Annotated in this window: 17 protein-coding genes; 2 read left to right on the plus strand and 15 right to left on the minus strand. The window is 34.9% G+C overall.

The features are described 5' to 3' along the window. Window position 1 precedes the first annotated feature (1 nt). Complete coding sequence (locus KXJ69_RS11320) at window positions 2–1,423, plus strand: SDR family oxidoreductase (RefSeq protein ID WP_219053230.1); 1,422 nt, start codon at window positions 2–4, stop codon at window positions 1,421–1,423. Here KXJ69_RS11320 and ctlX read toward each other — a convergent pair. Then, complete coding sequence (ctlX, locus tag KXJ69_RS11325; RefSeq protein ID WP_219053231.1) at window positions 1,420–2,358, minus strand: citrulline utilization hydrolase CtlX; 939 nt, start codon at window positions 2,356–2,358, stop codon at window positions 1,420–1,422. The two genes, KXJ69_RS11320 and ctlX, sit on opposite strands and share 4 nt — an antisense overlap. A 94-nt stretch (window positions 2,359–2,452) precedes the next feature. Between ctlX and KXJ69_RS11330 the strand changes: the two genes are divergently transcribed. Next, window positions 2,453–3,010 (plus strand): sugar O-acetyltransferase, encoded by a 558-nt coding sequence (locus KXJ69_RS11330; protein ID WP_219053232.1) that lies wholly within the window; start codon window positions 2,453–2,455, stop codon window positions 3,008–3,010. 6 nt (window positions 3,011–3,016) lie between these two features. Here KXJ69_RS11330 and KXJ69_RS11335 read toward each other — a convergent pair whose 3' ends face one another. The 14 genes from KXJ69_RS11335 to secY all read right to left on the minus strand — a co-directional run bounded on the left by KXJ69_RS11335 (window position 3,017) and on the right by secY (window position 15,699). Next, entirely contained in the window at window positions 3,017–3,829 is an 813-nt protein-coding gene (locus KXJ69_RS11335) for a transporter (protein WP_219053233.1), read from the minus strand. Between the two features lie 46 nt (window positions 3,830–3,875). Beyond that, window positions 3,876–4,790, minus strand: coding sequence for a dimethylarginine dimethylaminohydrolase family protein (locus KXJ69_RS11340; RefSeq protein WP_219053234.1), 915 nt, complete (start codon window positions 4,788–4,790; stop codon window positions 3,876–3,878). Window positions 4,791–4,850: 60 nt separating this feature from the next. After that, window positions 4,851–6,137: a citrate synthase gene (locus KXJ69_RS11345; protein WP_219053235.1), complete on the minus strand. Its 1,287-nt coding sequence runs from the start codon at window positions 6,135–6,137 to the stop codon at window positions 4,851–4,853. Between the two features lie 179 nt (window positions 6,138–6,316). Continuing rightward, the gene (gene eno, locus KXJ69_RS11350; RefSeq protein WP_219053236.1) at window positions 6,317–7,603 is read right to left on the minus strand and encodes a phosphopyruvate hydratase; all 1,287 of its coding nucleotides are present in this window, start codon (window positions 7,601–7,603) and stop codon (window positions 6,317–6,319) included. A gap of 10 nt (window positions 7,604–7,613) precedes the next feature. Next, window positions 7,614–9,704 carry a YCF48-related protein gene (locus KXJ69_RS11355; protein ID WP_219053237.1) on the minus strand — a complete coding sequence of 697 codons (2,091 nt, stop codon included), beginning with the start codon at window positions 9,702–9,704 and terminating at the stop codon, window positions 7,614–7,616. Window positions 9,705–9,708: 4 nt separating this feature from the next. Then, the gene (gene carA, locus KXJ69_RS11360; protein ID WP_219053238.1) at window positions 9,709–10,821 is read right to left on the minus strand and encodes a glutamine-hydrolyzing carbamoyl-phosphate synthase small subunit; all 1,113 of its coding nucleotides are present in this window, start codon (window positions 10,819–10,821) and stop codon (window positions 9,709–9,711) included. 89 nt (window positions 10,822–10,910) lie between these two features. Continuing rightward, a complete protein-coding gene (gene rplQ / locus KXJ69_RS11365) occupies window positions 10,911–11,393 on the minus strand; it encodes a 50S ribosomal protein L17 (RefSeq protein ID WP_219053239.1) in 483 nt (160 codons plus the stop codon). Between the two features lie 60 nt (window positions 11,394–11,453). Next, window positions 11,454–12,446, minus strand: coding sequence for a DNA-directed RNA polymerase subunit alpha (locus KXJ69_RS11370; RefSeq protein WP_219053240.1), 993 nt, complete (start codon window positions 12,444–12,446; stop codon window positions 11,454–11,456). Window positions 12,447–12,541: 95 nt separating this feature from the next. Continuing rightward, entirely contained in the window at window positions 12,542–13,147 is a 606-nt protein-coding gene (rpsD, locus tag KXJ69_RS11375) for a 30S ribosomal protein S4 (protein ID WP_219053241.1), read from the minus strand. Between the two features lie 86 nt (window positions 13,148–13,233). Continuing rightward, window positions 13,234–13,626 (minus strand): 30S ribosomal protein S11, encoded by a 393-nt coding sequence (gene rpsK, locus KXJ69_RS11380; RefSeq protein ID WP_219053242.1) that lies wholly within the window; start codon window positions 13,624–13,626, stop codon window positions 13,234–13,236. Between the two features lie 11 nt (window positions 13,627–13,637). Next, a complete protein-coding gene (gene rpsM / locus KXJ69_RS11385) occupies window positions 13,638–14,012 on the minus strand; it encodes a 30S ribosomal protein S13 (RefSeq protein ID WP_219053243.1) in 375 nt (124 codons plus the stop codon). A 3-nt stretch (window positions 14,013–14,015) separates the two neighbouring features. After that, window positions 14,016–14,132 carry a type B 50S ribosomal protein L36 gene (gene ykgO, locus KXJ69_RS11390; RefSeq protein WP_219053244.1) on the minus strand — a complete coding sequence of 39 codons (117 nt, stop codon included), beginning with the start codon at window positions 14,130–14,132 and terminating at the stop codon, window positions 14,016–14,018. Window positions 14,133–14,137: 5 nt separating this feature from the next. After that, window positions 14,138–14,353 carry a translation initiation factor IF-1 gene (infA, locus tag KXJ69_RS11395; protein ID WP_219053245.1) on the minus strand — a complete coding sequence of 72 codons (216 nt, stop codon included), beginning with the start codon at window positions 14,351–14,353 and terminating at the stop codon, window positions 14,138–14,140. 2 nt (window positions 14,354–14,355) lie between these two features. After that, complete coding sequence (gene secY, locus KXJ69_RS11400; RefSeq protein ID WP_219053246.1) at window positions 14,356–15,699, minus strand: preprotein translocase subunit SecY; 1,344 nt, start codon at window positions 15,697–15,699, stop codon at window positions 14,356–14,358. Between the last annotated feature and the right edge of the window lie 2 nt (window positions 15,700–15,701).

Here is a 15,701-nt window from a genome sequence, read left to right on the forward strand (position 1 = left end):
TTTGAAAATATTACTCACAGGAGCCAATGGATATATTGGCATGCGTTTATTACCTGCTCTATTAGAGAAAGGGTTCGACGTTATTTGTTGTGTTAGAGATAAAAATAGAATTCCCTTAGATTCAGAAACCCAAAAAAGGGTCACTTTTTACGAAGTAGACTTTTTGAAAGAACCCCATATAAAAGACTTCCCTAAAGATATTGACATTGCATATTATTTAATTCATTCAATGAGTGTTTCCACGACAGATTTTGAAGCTCTTGAAGCGAAGGCTGCTTATCATTTTAACGAATATATGGAGCAAACTTCTGTCAAACAAGTGATCTATTTAAGCGGCATTATAAACGAGGATAATTTATCAAAGCATTTATCCTCAAGAAAAAAAGTAGAAGAAATTTTATACGAGGGAAATTACAACCTTACCGTTTTAAGAGCAGGAATTGTGGTTGGAAGCGGAAGTTCCTCTTTTGAAATTATTCGAGATTTATGTGAAAAGCTACCCGTAATGGTTGCTCCTAAATGGTTAAAAACAAAGATTCAGCCTATAGCTATAAGGGATGTTATTGCTTTTCTTTCAGGAGTTATTTTAAATGAAAAATGTTATAATCAATCCTTTGATGTTGGAGGACCAGACGTATTAACCTACAAGCAAATGCTTATGATTTATGCAAAAGTGAGAAAATTAAGATTGTGGATTATTTCGGTTCCCGTAATGTCACCAAGACTATCCTCCTATTGGTTATATTTTGTTACCTCAACAAGTTATAAACTTGCGGTAAATCTTGTGGATAGTATGAAAATGGAAGTGGTTGCTAAGGATAATAAATTACAAAAAATACTAGGTATTACTCCCATTTCTTATGAAGAAGCCATCAAAAAAGCTTTTATAAAAATTGAACAAAATTTAGTTATTTCCAGTTGGAAGGACTCTCTTGTTGCTGGACGATTTAGCAATTTAAAAGGGTATATCCAAATACCAAAATACGGTTGTTTAAAAGATGAAAAGAAGATCAAAGTTTCTAATCCAGATAAAGTTTTAGAAAATATTTGGTCTATTGGTGGTACAAAAGGCTGGTATTATGGGAATAGACTATGGAAAATAAGAGGATTTATGGATCAGTTGGTTGGCGGTGTGGGTTTACGCAGAGGTAGAACACATCCTAATAAAATATACGCAGGCGATGCTTTAGATTTTTGGCGAGTATTGTATGCCGATAAAGATGAAAAAAGATTACTCCTTTTTGCCGAAATGAAACTCCCAGGCGAGGCCTGGTTAGAGTTTAAAATAGACGATAAAAATGTGTTACATCAAATTGCCACCTTTAGGCCTAAAGGTTTATGGGGTAGATTATATTGGTATAGTGTACTACCCTTTCACTATTTCATTTTTGGAGGGATGATTCGGAATATAGCAAAGAGCTAATCTTCAGCTTTAGGCAAAAAAACTTCTGCCATCATACATCGTGCACTTCCTCCACCACAAGTTTCAATAGTTTCTAATTCACTACTTAAAATGGAACAATGCTTTTCAATGGCTCTCATCTGTTCTGGAGTTAAACTTTTATGGGCAGCTGTACTCATAACAAGGTAGCGCTTATCATTTGCTCCCAAAACCTGAAGCATATTTCCCGCAAATTGATACATCTGCGCTTCGGTAATTTTAATAATTTCCTTATTACTTTCTCGAAGTTGTTTCACTACTTCTTTTCGCTCCTTGGGATCATCTATGGTGTCTAAGCAAATCACACAAAAATTTTCTGCCAAACACATCATGACATTGGTATGGTAAATAGGTAATCGTTCCCCATTGACTGTTTGGTAGGCATTAAAAATAACGGGGTCGTATTCAAAATCTTCACAAAATTCTATAAATAAATCTTCATCGGCACGTGGTGATAATGCACAGTAGGCTTTTCCGTTAACTCTATCCATTAAAATACTGCCGGTTCCTTCTAAGAATAATCCTTCTTCTTCGGCAGTAGTATAATCCATAAATCCTTCAATAAGGAAACCCTCAGCTTCTAATCTATCCATAACCTCTTCTCTTCGTTCGCGTCGTCTATTTTCAGCAAACATAGGATATAATGCTACTATTCCATTTTCATGAAAACTTACCCAGTTATTCGGAAAAATAGAGTCTGGTGTGTCCATTAACAAGTCATCATTTTCAACGATCACATTTACCCCAACGGCCCTTAATTTTTCTACAAATGCGTCAAATTCTGCTTGAGCTTTTGCATTAATTTCAGCATTTTTAATGTCGATATCTTCTTGAAAATAGTTATTTACCGCTGTTTCTTCATTCATTCTGAAAGCCACAGGGCGAATCATTAAAAGGGTGTTGGTGATTTGACTCATTAAAATTTGTTTTACAGACTGTAAAAATAGCTGTTTTTGCAATTGAATTTACCAATTCTTATAGGTAACTTAGTATTTAATTCACAATAATAGTATGACCGAAAAACAAAAAATGCTAGCTGGCGAAATGTATGACCCCTTGGACAATGTACTATTTAATGAGCGTGAACAAGCTAAGCTACTTTTTCAGGAAATCAATAGCCTAAACGAAACCCAAAAAGAGAGACGCGCTAAATTGATTTATAAACTGTTTGGGAAAGCAGGTAAAAATCTTTGGGTAGAGCCTCCATTTTATTGTGATTATGGATATAATATCACTGTGGGGAATCATGTTTTTTTTAACTACAACTGTTGTATTCTTGACGTAATGCCTGTAAGTATTGGTAATAATGTAATGATTGCTCCCAATGTGCAAATCTATACAGCTACACATCCTTTAGAAGCCAAGGCAAGAAATTCAGGGAAAGAATTTGCAAAACCTATCTCAATTGGAAATGACGTTTGGATAGGAGGTGGTGCTATTATTTGTCCTGGAGTATCGATTGGAAATCGGGGGGTGATAGCTGCAGGTGCCGTGGTGACAAAAAATATTCCCGATGATGTTTTAGTGGGTGGAAATCCTGCAATAGTAATTAAGACAATTGAAAACTAATTCCTTCTATTTATCATTTCTGAAATTATAAACGAAACCTAACCCATAAGCTGGCCCTTGAAATACGTTGCGTCCTGAGAGCACATAGGATAGAGAAACATAGGCTCCAATATTATTTGAAAAAGGCTTAAAAACAGTCCCTCCAACTTTTTGGTAATCAACACCAAATGCTTTAAAATTTTGAGGACGTGGCGTCCCTAAATAATCAATCCCACCAAATGAGTGCTGAAAATCATAATAAATATCATAATACCATGTTGATGAAGCCCGACCGGCTTTTATAACAAATGGGATACTATTGGGAACTTCTTCAAGTTTAAACGAATAGCCACTTTGTAAACTTGTAAACCAACCTGAATGGCATTGATAGTGAAATACACCTCTCACTTCAAAAATTGTTGCCTGTTGTCCAATATCATTTAATCCTCCAATACTATAATCACTTATTGGAGTTGAAAGCCCTCCTGCAAGACTAATTTCAAACTTTCCTTTTTCAAATTCTTTCTGAAAAACTTTATACTTTAAGAAAATTGAAATATCCTGAAAATCACTATTGTCATCACTCACAAGATATGGAATAGATACAGAGACATCAATGGTGTTTGTAATTCCATAGGCTCCATATAAATTTCCATAAAAAAGACTTCTTGACAAGTCTATTTTTTCTCTTCGGGCAAAATAAGATTTCGTGTCTTCAAAGCCAAAACCCAAAACTGCAGAGGCATTGCCCTTCCCTTTATAAAAACCATCTATAACGCCCTGTGAGAACACTTGGAAGGTGACAAAGAATATTGAAAATGTAAATATCAACTTTCTCATAAGATGTAATTTATGAGGTAAGTCGGATGTTTTTAAAAAAATTACATCAATCTCTTATTAAGGGCATGGTTGAGCAACGAAGTAACCCCTCTTGTTTGGCAATTTCGGCATAGGGAACTTCTTCAACTGTAAACCCTTCTTTACGAAGCCACGTATTTAAACGTGTGAAGTTTTTTTCTGAAATAACCACTTCAGGAGAAATAGAGAAAATATTGCTATTCATATCGTACATTTCGTCCTTGGTGATATGAAAACAATTTTCTTTTCCGAAGAAATTCACCAACCATTCATATTCTTCCTCAATTAAAAAACCTTCTTTATGAATGATTGCCTTTCCTTTTCCAAGAGGCTGAAAACAACAATCTAGATGTAATGCATTTTCACGAGGGTCGAAATTAGATTTTTTTAAAGAAAACGACACCACTTTTTTATGCGGAAATATTTCTTGAAGGTAAACTACGGCCTCCATATTCGTTCTAGCTGTAATATATTTTCGGTAATCTTTATCTTTAAAAGTACCCACAAAAATATAGTCTCCCCAAGGCATCACATCACCTCCTTCAATATGGGCATCTTCTGGAAACTCTATAATTTTTGAATCATCTATCTGGTCAATAACGTAATCCAAAGCGTCTATTTCCTTAGATCGATCTTCCAAAATATTTCCATAAATAAATTTATCCTCAATCACAAAAGCAATGTCTCGTGCAAAGATTTGATTGTAATCTTTTATAACGTCTGGACGATACACCGTAACTCCGTATTTTTTAAAAACCGCAGCCACGGCTTCCATTTCCTTCACCATATCTGCTTCTACAGGATAGGTTCCTGCTTTTATATGCTCTGCCGATTTTGGGTCATAAGCATCTTGAAGCTTTGGGGTAGGACCATTACTTACCGCAGTTCCTAAAACAACCGCCCTAAGCCTTGATATTTCATTGTTTATATTCAATTTAATCATACCCTAAATATAAAAAAAGCATCCGTTTTTTGCGGATGCTTAATATCTTTTAGCAATTAACTATCTGTAATCAATATCTTTAAAAGCTCTTAATGTTTCTCCAATATAAATTTGTCTTGGACGACCAATAGGCTCCTTACGCAAACGCATTTCTCTCCATTGAGCAATCCATCCCGGAAGTCTTCCCAAAGCAAACATCGGTGTAAACATTTCAACAGGGATACCCATGGCTCTGTATATAATACCCGAATAAAAATCGACATTTGGATATAATTTTCTATCCACAAAATACTTGTCTTCCAAAGCTTCTTTTTCCAATCCTTTTGCAATATCTAATACAGTGTCTTCAACTCCTAAATCATCCAATAAAGAATCTGCTGCTTTTTTAATGATTTTTGCACGAGGGTCAAAATTCTTATATACTCTGTGTCCAAATCCCATTAAACGGAAAGGATCTTCTTTGTCTTTGGCTTTTGCCATATATTTTTTGGTGTCCCCATCATCTGCTTTAATAGCTTCCAGCATTTCTATAACCGCTTGGTTAGCTCCTCCATGAAGTGGCCCCCATAGTGCATTAATACCTGCTGAAAGTGAAGCAAACAATCCTGCATGCGAAGATCCAACTATTCGCACTGTGGAAGTAGAACAGTTTTGCTCGTGATCAGCGTGTAATATTAAAAGTTTATCTAAGGCGTCTACCACTATTTTATTTTGAGCATATTCTCCATGAGGTTTTTTGAACATCATTTTTAGGAAATTTTCTACATACCCCAAAGAATCATCTCCATAATCTAAGGGTAATCCTGCTCTTTTTCTATATGCCCAAGCGGTTAACACTGGAAATTTTGCCATAATTTTTACGATGGCACGGTACATATCTTCTTCACTATCCACATTTACCGAAGAAGGATTAAATGCTATTAATGCATTGGTAAGGGATGATAAAACTCCCATTGGGTGTGCAGATGATGGAAAACCGTCTAAGATTTTCTTCATATCCTCTGCAACAATAGATTGCTCCCTAATATCTTTATGAAACTTTTCAAGTTGTTCTCTCGATGGTAATTCTCCAAAAATAAGTAGGTATGCTACTTCGAGGAAATCTGCTTTTTCGGCCAGTTCTTCGATAGCATATCCTCGATATCTTAGAATCCCTTTTTCACCATCCAAAAAAGTAATGGCACTTTCGCAAGCACCCGTATTTTTATATCCAGGATCATAGGTTATAACCCCTCCCGTATTACTACGGAAACTGCTTATATCCACAGCTACTTCATTTTCTGTACCTTCTGTAATAGGGAATTCATACTTTTTCCCATCAATTTCAAGCGTTGCAATCCTTGGCATAAATATATTTTGATTTATTAGGGTTATACTAGAAATGCTAAATTACGAAATATTACACGATTTTTTAACATCTAGCGCCACTAGAAGTGGTTAAATAAAACTTAAATTAATGAGAAAGCAATTAAAATTAAAAAACCTGCGCTTATGCAGGTTTTTTAATTTTCGAAAATTTTCAAATTTTATATTTTGAAGGCTTTATTCTGGGGGTAATATGCTACCTCACATAACTCTTCTTCAATACGAAGCAATTGATTGTATTTTGCCATTCGGTCACTTCGTGAAACTGATCCAGTTTTAATTTGTCCTGTATTTAATCCTACTGCAAGATCCGCAATAGTATTATCCTCAGTCTCTCCACTTCTATGCGACATCACACAGGTATAACCAGCATTATGTGCCATATTTACTGCTGCAATGGTTTCACTTAGGGTTCCTATTTGATTTACCTTAATCAAAATGGAATTGGCTATGCCTTCGTTTATTCCTTTGGATAATCTTTCAACATTCGTTACAAACAAATCATCTCCCACCAATTGCACCTTATCTCCTACTTTTTCAGTTAAATATTTCCAACCTTCCCAGTCGTTTTCATCCATTCCATCTTCAATAGAAATAATCGGATATTTTTGGGTTAATTCAGCCAAATAATCTGCTTGTTCTTTTGAGGAGCGTACTTTTCCTTTATCACCTTCAAATTTGGTATAATCATATTTCCCATTTACATAAAACTCAGCCGAAGCACAATCCAAAGCTATCATCACTTCATCTCCTAATTTGTACCCAGCATTTTTTGATGCAAGAGCGATGGTTTCTAAAGCATCTTCTGTCCCACCAAGTGTAGGAGCAAAACCACCTTCGTCACCTACAGCCGTACTTAGGTGTCTATCGTGAAGTACCTTTTTTAAGTTGTGAAAAATTTCAGATCCCATTTGCATCGCATGAGTAAAACTCTTTGCTTTTACGGGCATCACCATAAATTCCTGAAAGGCAATAGGAGCATCACTATGCGATCCTCCATTGATGATATTCATCATTGGCACAGGAAGTGTTTTAGCACTCACTCCTCCCACATAACGGTATAAAGGCATTCCTAATTCGTTTGCGGCAGCTTTAGCTACGGCTAAAGAAACACCAAGAATAGCATTGGCTCCTAACTTCGATTTGTTTTTAGTCCCGTCCAATTCAATCATGATTTGGTCGATAGCTTCTTGCTCAAACACAGAAATACCTAACAAAGTACCTGCAATTTTTCCATTTACATTTTCCACTGCTTTTAAAACGCCTTTCCCCATATAGGCTTTGCCTCCGTCGCGTAATTCTACGGCTTCATGTTCTCCTGTTGAGGCCCCAGAAGGTACAGCAGCTCTACCCATATACCCATTTTCGGTAATAACATCTACCTCAATGGTAGGATTCCCTCTGGAATCGAATATTTGTCTTGCGTGAATTTCAATGATAATACTCATTAGATTGCATTTATTTAATAATTATTTTTTTTGTTATAAAATTCTCGTCGATAAGGTTAATTTTTAAAATATAGAATCCTGTTTCCAAATCAGAAAAATTTATTTTAATTCTTCCTTGTTGCCTTTCAATCGACAGTTCTCTAATCTTACCTCCTGCAAAGTCATATAATTCAAGATAATCTATAAAGTTTAAGCTATTTGATTCTAACCAGACCAAACCTTCTCCTGGATTTGGGTAAATATTAAATCTTTCCTTACCAATATTAAAATTTTCAATTCCTAAACTATTTATATCATATTTAATTATTTTTCCCCAATTACCTCCGGCATATAGTACTTCTTCAGTAAAATTCATGTCCAAAATTGTATGAGTCCCCCCCACTACTCCTCCATCCAATGATTCTTCCCAGTTTTCACCACCATCTAAGGTTATATATATTTTACCATAAGAATCAACTACAAAACCATAACTTTCAGAATAAAATTCAACAATATCATAGTATTCATGAGGTATGTTTAATTGACTCCAATTTTCCCCACCATCAACAGTTTTTTCAACCATACCATTATATCCTACTAGAAATCCTATTTGCTCGTTAACGAAATGAAATGAATTGATCTCATGAGCTGCTTCGTATAATGTAAACCAATTATATCCTCCATCAAGGGTTTTGTATAATTTTCGATGATTAAAAAACTGCTCATGTGCAAAACCAACGTTTGAATTTAACATCTGTAGATTATAGAAATCATATTTTGCTATTTCCTCCCAATTTTCGCCTCCATCTAAAGTTTTAAATAATCCACTCGCTCCACTATTCAAACTCCCACAAACAAATCCTACATTGTGGTCAATAAATTTTACTTCGTAAGAACCTGGATAATTATTATTAATACCAAAAGTACCCGTAATAAGTTCCCAGTTTTCACCACCGTCAATTGTTTTATATATAGAAGATCTATAACTTGATGCAAAACCAATATTTTCATCAATAAAATCAAAACCTGAAAGGTTTACTATAGTACTTGGTAATTCAGTATCATTCCAAGTATTACCACCATCTATAGTTTTATAAATTTTATTGTCCATTTTAACATAACCGACTTCAGAATTAATAAAATCAACTATTTCTACATGTTCATAATTAAAACTATAAAGATTCCAAGAATTACCCGCATTATTTGTCTTTGCAATTCTTCCTCTTTCCCCAGTAACGAAACCATTATTTTCATCCACAAAATAAATACCTGTCATATTAGAATAGCTTATTAAATAAACAAAGCTTATGTCTTCCCAAGTATTGCCACCATCAATTGTTTTAATTATCAATCCATCTTCTCCTGAGAAATAACCGATATTTTCGTCAATAAAATGCAAAGAATATATTTCTTCAAATGTTTCTAAAAAAAGAAACCAAGAAGAACCTCCATCTAAAGTTTTATAAATACCACCATACTGTCTTAATGCATATCCAATCGATTCTGAATAAAAATAGAGGTTTGTAAAATCGTAAGTTGTAGTACCTTGTTCTGACAGAAACCAATTATTTCCACCATCAGTTGTTTTCAAAATTCTACCATCAGAGCAAGCTGCATGACCAACCAAATTTGATGAAAAGAAAATACTATGTACAGGTGTATTACTAGGGAAATTCATTGTTTCCCAAGAATTACCACCATCAAAACTTCTTATAAGCAATGAATTATTACTGTTTATAAATCCTGAAATAAATACAGTATCCGCATCTACAATACTTACTGAATTAAAAGTGTTATTATAAACGGTCTGGATTTCAGACCAATTATCTCCATAATCTATTGATTTTAAAATGTACCCATTTTTACCAACTATATATGAATATGAGTTATAAAAATCAAAATCATTCCCCGATAATATTCTTAACTTTATTTGCCAATTAGCACCCGAATCAGAAGTAGACAATAATTCCTTATCGTTTAATATAAAGCCGTTACTATTATCAACGAAATAAATATCTGTAGGAGTGTTATAAGAAGGTTTTGGATTAATAACATCCCAATTTTGGGACAATAATCCAAAAGAAAAGAAGAAGAGGAATATGAAGTAATAATTTTTATTCAAAATATCAATTTTTATTATTCTTAACATTCTCAATAAACTCATCAAACAAGTAAGATGCATCATTTGGCCCTGGACTCGCTTCAGGATGATACTGAACTGAAAATACGGGTTTGTCTTTTAATCTTATTCCTGCAACCGTATGATCGTTTAAATGTACGTGCGTGATTTCCACATTTTTATGCGCTTCGGTTTCTTCTCTATTAATAGCAAATCCGTGATTTTGAGAAGTTATTTCTCCCTTCCCAGTTAAAAGGTTTTTAATTGGGTGATTAATTCCGCGGTGTCCGTGGTGCATTTTATAGGTAGAAATACCATTGGCAAGGGCCAAAACTTGATGTCCTAAACAGATTCCAAAGAGTGGTTTGTCTGTTTTTAAAATTTCTTTGGTGGTAGCAATTGCTTCATTTAATGGCTCAGGGTCTCCAGGGCCATTGCTTAAGAAATATCCATCAGGTTCAAACGATTGTAATTCTGAAAAAGAGGCGTTGTATGGAAACACTTTTATGTAGCAATCTCGGCTGGCAAGATTTCGTAAAATGTTTTTCTTGATTCCAATATCAAGTGCCGAAATCTTAAATTGAGCATTTTCATCACCAAAGAAATAGGGTTCTTTTGTAGAAACTTTAGAAGCCAATTCTAATCCTTTCATATCTGGAAAGTCGGCTAATTTTTTCTTTAAATTATCGAGGTTGTCTACTTCGGTAGTAATCACTGCATTCATCGCACCATGATCGCGAATGTAACTTACAAGTGCTCTAGTATCTACATCACTAATGGCTAACAGATTGTTACTATTTAAAAATTCTTCCAAAGAACTATCTGCATCTGGTCTAGAATAATGATAACTAAAATTTCTACAAATTAACCCGGCAATTTTAATTCCCTCAGACTCTACTTCTTCTTTTTTAGTTCCATAATTTCCAATATGTGCATTGGTGGTAACCATCAATTGCCCAAAATAAGATGGGTCTGTAAAAATTTCTTGATAGCCCGTCATCCCAGTGTTAAAACATACTTCTCCAAAGGCGGAACCTTCTTTACCAGCTACTGCTTTGCCGTAGAAAATAGTTCCATCGGCTAATAAAATAAGTGCTTTTTTTCGTGTTTGGTATTTCATATTCAATTTAGAATTTTACAAAAATAACATAAAAAAAGGGACTAACTTTAATGGTTAGTCCCTTACTTATTTACAAATGGTTGTTCATTTTATTCTTCTTCTTTTTTAGCTTCTGTTTTTGCAGCAGGTGCTACAGCAGCAGGAGCTGAACTTCCTCCTCTACGACTTCTACGTGTAGATTTCTTTTTAGTTGCTTTACCAGCGTTGTAGACCTCATTATAATCTACTAACTCAATCATTGCCATATCTGCGTTATCTCCTAAACGATTACCCAATTTAATAATACGAGTATATCCTCCTGGTCGATCTCCCACCTTTACAGCTACTTCTCTAAAAAGTTCGGTAACAGCATCCTTTTGACGCAATCTTGACATTACAATACGACGATTGTGCGTTGTATCTTCTTTCGATTTTGTCACTAAAGGCTCAACAAACTGCTTTAAAGCTTTAGCTTTTGCAACTGTAGTGTTAATTCTTTTGTGTTCAATTAGTGAACAAGCCATATTAGCCAACATAGACCTTCTATGTGCTGTTTTTCTACCTAAGTGATTGAATTTTTTTCCGTGTCTCATGACGTTTTGTTTTAATCATCATCTTGCTACAACTCTTTTTGAGGAGCAAAATATGATGGATTAGTCTTTATCTAATTTGTATTTTGAAAGATCCATTCCAAAATTAAGGCCTTTTACATTTACCAACTCTTCAAGTTCGGTTAATGATTTTTTACCAAAATTTCTGAATTTCATCAAATCGTTTTTGTTGAATGAAACCAAGTCTCCAAGCGTATCCACTTCGGCTGCTTTTAAACAGTTTAATGCTCTTACTGAAAGATCCATGTCTATTAACTTGGTCTTTAGTAATTGACGCATATGAAGTGACTCTTCATCATAAGTTTCAGTCTGTGCAATTTCGTCTGCTTCTAAAGTAATACGCTCATCACTAAATAACATAAAGTGGTGAATTAAGGTTTTAGCAGCTTCGGTAAGTGCATCTTTTGGATGAATAGAACCATCTGTAATGATTTCAAAAACTAATTTTTCATAGTCAGTCTTTTGCTCAACACGATAGTTTTCTATGCTATACTTTACATTTTTAATAGGAGTATAGATAGAATCTGTAAAGATGATACCAAGAGGCGCATTTGCTTTCTTGTTCTCTTCTGCAGGAACATATCCTCTACCTTTTTCGATAGTAATTTCGAAATTAAGGTTCACTTTAGGATCCATATTACAGATAACCAATTCTGGGTTTAGCACTTGGAAACCTGAGATAAATTTTTGAAAATCACCTGCAGTTAACTGCTCTGAACCAGAAACAGAAATTGTAACGGTTTCGTTATCTATTTCATCAATTTGTCTTTTAAGACGAACCTGTTTTAGATTTAATACTATTTCGGTTACATCCTCAACAACACCAGCAATCGTAGAAAATTCGTGATCTACTCCTTCGATGCGTACGGAAGTAATTGCAAAACCTTCCAATGAGGAAAGTAGCACTCGTCTTAATGCATTACCTACAGTCAATCCGTAACCTGGTTCCAAAGGGCGAAATTCAAATTTCCCTTCGAAATCGGTTGAATTAATCATAATAACTTTATCAGGCTTCTGAAAACTAAATACTGCCATAATTTTTCTTCGTTTTAATTGTTATTTAGTTGCGCGGTTTATTAGTTTGAAGAATACTACAAACCCTTTGGCTAAATACCAATATCATTAATTTATTATTTAGAATATAATTCAACGATAAATTGCTCGTTGATGTTTTCTGGAATTTGGATTCTTTGAGGAATAGAAACATACGTTCCTTCCTTCTTTTCAGGATTCCAAGTAATCCATTCATACACATGGCTAGCATTAGCCAGTGAATTTTGAACAGCTTCCAAAGATTTTGATTTTTCTCTTACCGCAACTACATCACCAGGTTTTAATTGATAGGAAGGAATATTTACCTTCTCACCATTTACCGTGATGTGACGGTGTGATACTAATTGTCTAGCAGCGCTTCGGCTTGGTGCAATTCCCATTCTGTAGACCACGTTGTCTAAACGAGACTCACATAATTGAAGTAATACCTCACCAGTAATGCCCTGTGCAGCAGTTGCTTTTTTGAATAAATTACGGAATTGACGCTCCAATATACCATAGGTATATTTTGCTTTTTGCTTTTCGGCTAATTGAATAGCGTACTCAGATTTTTTTCCTCTTCTACGGTTTTGCCCGTGTTGTCCTGGAGGGTAATTTCTTTTTTCGAAAGATTTGTCTTCTCCGAAAATAGCTTCGCCAAATTTACGTGCTATTTTAGTTTTGGGACCAGTATATCTTGCCATTTTTAAAATTGAATTTTGAAGGGAAAACTAAATTAAGGTCATCCTCTAGTTTTCGTTTTCCTTCAGGGTTTATACTAAATTATTAATTATACTCTTCTTCGTTTTGGAGGACGACATCCGTTATGTGGCATTGGTGTAACATCGATAATTTCGGTTACTTCAATTCCAGCATTGTGGATAGAACGAATAGCAGATTCTCTACCATTCCCTGGTCCTTTAACGTAAACTTTTACTTTTCGTAAACCAGCTTCGTGAGCAACTTTTGCACAATCCTCTGATGCTAATTGAGCAGCATAAGGAGTATTTTTCTTAGATCCTCTAAAGCCCATTTTACCGGCTGAAGACCAAGAAATAACATCGCCATTCTTGTTGGTTAATGAAATAATAATATTGTTGAAGGAAGCAGTAATGTGTGCTTCGCCCGTAGACTCAACAATAACTTTACGCTTCTTTGTACTTTTTGAACTAGACTTTGCCATATCTCTAAGGGTTATTTAGTTGCTTTTTTCTTGTTAGCAACTGTTTTACGTTTTCCTTTTCTTGTTCTTGAGTTATTCTTGGTGCGTTGTCCTCTTAAAGGAAGACCAACTCTGTGTCGAATACCTCTGTAACAACCAATATCCATTAAGCGTTTAATGCTTAATTGAATTTCGCTACGTAATTCACCTTCAATCTTGAAAGACCCAACAGCGTCACGAATGGCACCAATTTCATCATCGGTCCAATCGTTTACTTTTTTGTCTTCGCTAACTCCGGCTTTTTCTAGGATATCTTGGGCACGGCTTCTACCAATACCAAAGATATACGTTAACGCGATTACACCCCTTTTATTCTTAGGGATATCTACACCTGCGATTCTTGCCATAATTTATCCTTGTCTTTGTTTAAACCTTGGGTTCTTTTTGTTAATAACATACAAGCGTCCGTTTCTGCGAACTATCTTACAGTCGGCGCTTCTTTTTTTAATGGATGCTCTTACTTTCATCTCAATTAGTATCTATAGGTTATGCGAGCTTTACTTAAATCGTATGGGCTCATTTCTAATTTAACTTTATCTCCAGGTAATAATTTAATATAGTGCATACGCATTTTCCCGGAAATATGCGCTGTAACAATGTGACCATTTTCCAATTCTACCCGAAACATAGCATTAGATAATGCTTCTACTATGGTTCCGTCTTGTTCTATTGCCGCTTGTTTTGCCATAATTATGCTACTGCTTTTCTATTTTTTCCACTCTTCATTAAACCATCATAATGACGATTTAACAAGTATGAATTAATTTGTTGCATGGTGTCAATAGCCACCCCTACCATAATTAGTAGTGAAGTACCACCATAAAATAATGCCCATCCTTGTTGGATACCCATAATCTTAACAACAATAGCGGGGAAAATTGCTATAAGTGCTAAAAATATAGATCCTGGGAAGGTAATTTGAGACATAATTCTATCTAAAAACTCAGCTGTATCTGTACCTGGTTTAATTCCAGGAATAAATCCTCCGCTTCGTTTTAAATCGTCGGCCATTTTATTAGTAGGAACAGTGATAGCCGTATAGAAATATGTAAATATGATAATAAGTATTGCAAAAACAACATTATACCATAACCCAAATATATCACTAAATGTAGCTCTAATAGATTGCGCTAATTCACTTTCAGATAAACTAGCTACAGCCGATGGAACAAACATTATTGCTTGAGCAAAGATAATTGGCATTACCCCAGAAGCATTCAACTTTAATGGGATAAACTGTCTTGCTCCAAAAATATTCTTCTCATATCCTCCACTTGCAGTTCTTCGTGCATACTGAACAGGAATCTTTCTAACCGCCATAACAAGCATGATGGATAATAGAATAATGACAAACCAAATTACTAATTCGATAAGAATCATAATTAAACCTCCATTAGATTCAAATACTCTAGAAGCAAATTCTTGAGCAAATGATTGCGGTAATGTTGCAATAATACCTACCATAATAAGTATTGAGATACCATTTCCAACTCCTTTATCTGTAATCTTTTCTCCTAGCCACATTGCAAAAATACACCCTGTAACTAAAATTACTATTGAAGAAACATAGAATAAAGCAGATTGTCCCATTACAAAAGCCTCTGGAGGAACACCTAGTGCCGGTAATCCTGCTAAGTAACTTGGTGCCTGCACCAAACAAATACCAATAGTTAACCAACGTGTTATCTGGGTAATCTTCTTCCTTCCACTTTCACCTTCTTTTTGAAGTTTCTGTAAATAAGGAATAGCAATTTGCATTAATTGAACCACAATCGAAGCAGAGATATAAGGCATAATCCCAAGTGCAAAAACCGATGCATTGGCAAAAGCCCCACCTGTAAATGCATTCAGTAATCCGCCAATTCCGCCAGCATCAAAATTACCAGCAAACTCACTTAATTTAGCGGCATCAATACCTGGTAAAACTACTTGTGCTCCAAAACGGTACACTAATAAAAGACCTAACGTAAGCATGATTCTGTTACGAAGCTCTTCTATCTTATAAATATTTTTTATGGTTTCAATAAATTTCATCC

It is taken from the genome of Halomarinibacterium sedimenti (assembly GCF_019312585.1).
GTDB classification, from domain to species: Bacteria; Bacteroidota; Bacteroidia; order Flavobacteriales; family Flavobacteriaceae; genus Halomarinibacterium; species Halomarinibacterium sedimenti.

What these genes read in the sequence shown, in the direction of transcription:
- rpsM (WP_219053243.1), bottom strand. Translation starts at nt 14,012, where the DNA reads ATGGCAAGAATCGCAGGTGTAGATATCCCTAAGAATAAAAGGGGTGTA.
- secY (WP_219053246.1), bottom strand. Translation starts at nt 15,699, where the DNA reads ATGAAATTTATTGAAACCATAAAAAATATTTATAAGATAGAAGAGCTT.
- carA (WP_219053238.1), bottom strand. Translation starts at nt 10,821, where the DNA reads ATGAAATACCAAACACGAAAAAAAGCACTTATTTTATTAGCCGATGGA.
- KXJ69_RS11340 (WP_219053234.1), bottom strand. Translation starts at nt 4,790, where the DNA reads ATGATTAAATTGAATATAAACAATGAAATATCAAGGCTTAGGGCGGTT.
- infA (WP_219053245.1), bottom strand. Translation starts at nt 14,353, where the DNA reads ATGGCAAAACAAGCGGCAATAGAACAAGACGGAACCATAGTAGAAGCA.
- KXJ69_RS11330 (WP_219053232.1), top strand. Translation starts at nt 2,453, where the DNA reads ATGACCGAAAAACAAAAAATGCTAGCTGGCGAAATGTATGACCCCTTG.
- rplQ (WP_219053239.1), bottom strand. Translation starts at nt 11,393, where the DNA reads ATGAGACACGGAAAAAAATTCAATCACTTAGGTAGAAAAACAGCACAT.
- KXJ69_RS11345 (WP_219053235.1), bottom strand. Translation starts at nt 6,137, where the DNA reads ATGCCAAGGATTGCAACGCTTGAAATTGATGGGAAAAAGTATGAATTC.
- ctlX (WP_219053231.1), bottom strand. Translation starts at nt 2,358, where the DNA reads ATGAGTCAAATCACCAACACCCTTTTAATGATTCGCCCTGTGGCTTTC.
- rpsD (WP_219053241.1), bottom strand. Translation starts at nt 13,147, where the DNA reads ATGGCAAGATATACTGGTCCCAAAACTAAAATAGCACGTAAATTTGGC.
- eno (WP_219053236.1), bottom strand. Translation starts at nt 7,603, where the DNA reads ATGAGTATTATCATTGAAATTCACGCAAGACAAATATTCGATTCCAGA.
- rpsK (WP_219053242.1), bottom strand. Translation starts at nt 13,626, where the DNA reads ATGGCAAAGTCTAGTTCAAAAAGTACAAAGAAGCGTAAAGTTATTGTT.
- ykgO (WP_219053244.1), bottom strand. Translation starts at nt 14,132, where the DNA reads ATGAAAGTAAGAGCATCCATTAAAAAAAGAAGCGCCGACTGTAAGATA.
- KXJ69_RS11370 (WP_219053240.1), bottom strand. Translation starts at nt 12,446, where the DNA reads ATGGCAGTATTTAGTTTTCAGAAGCCTGATAAAGTTATTATGATTAAT.
- KXJ69_RS11335 (WP_219053233.1), bottom strand. Translation starts at nt 3,829, where the DNA reads ATGAGAAAGTTGATATTTACATTTTCAATATTCTTTGTCACCTTCCAA.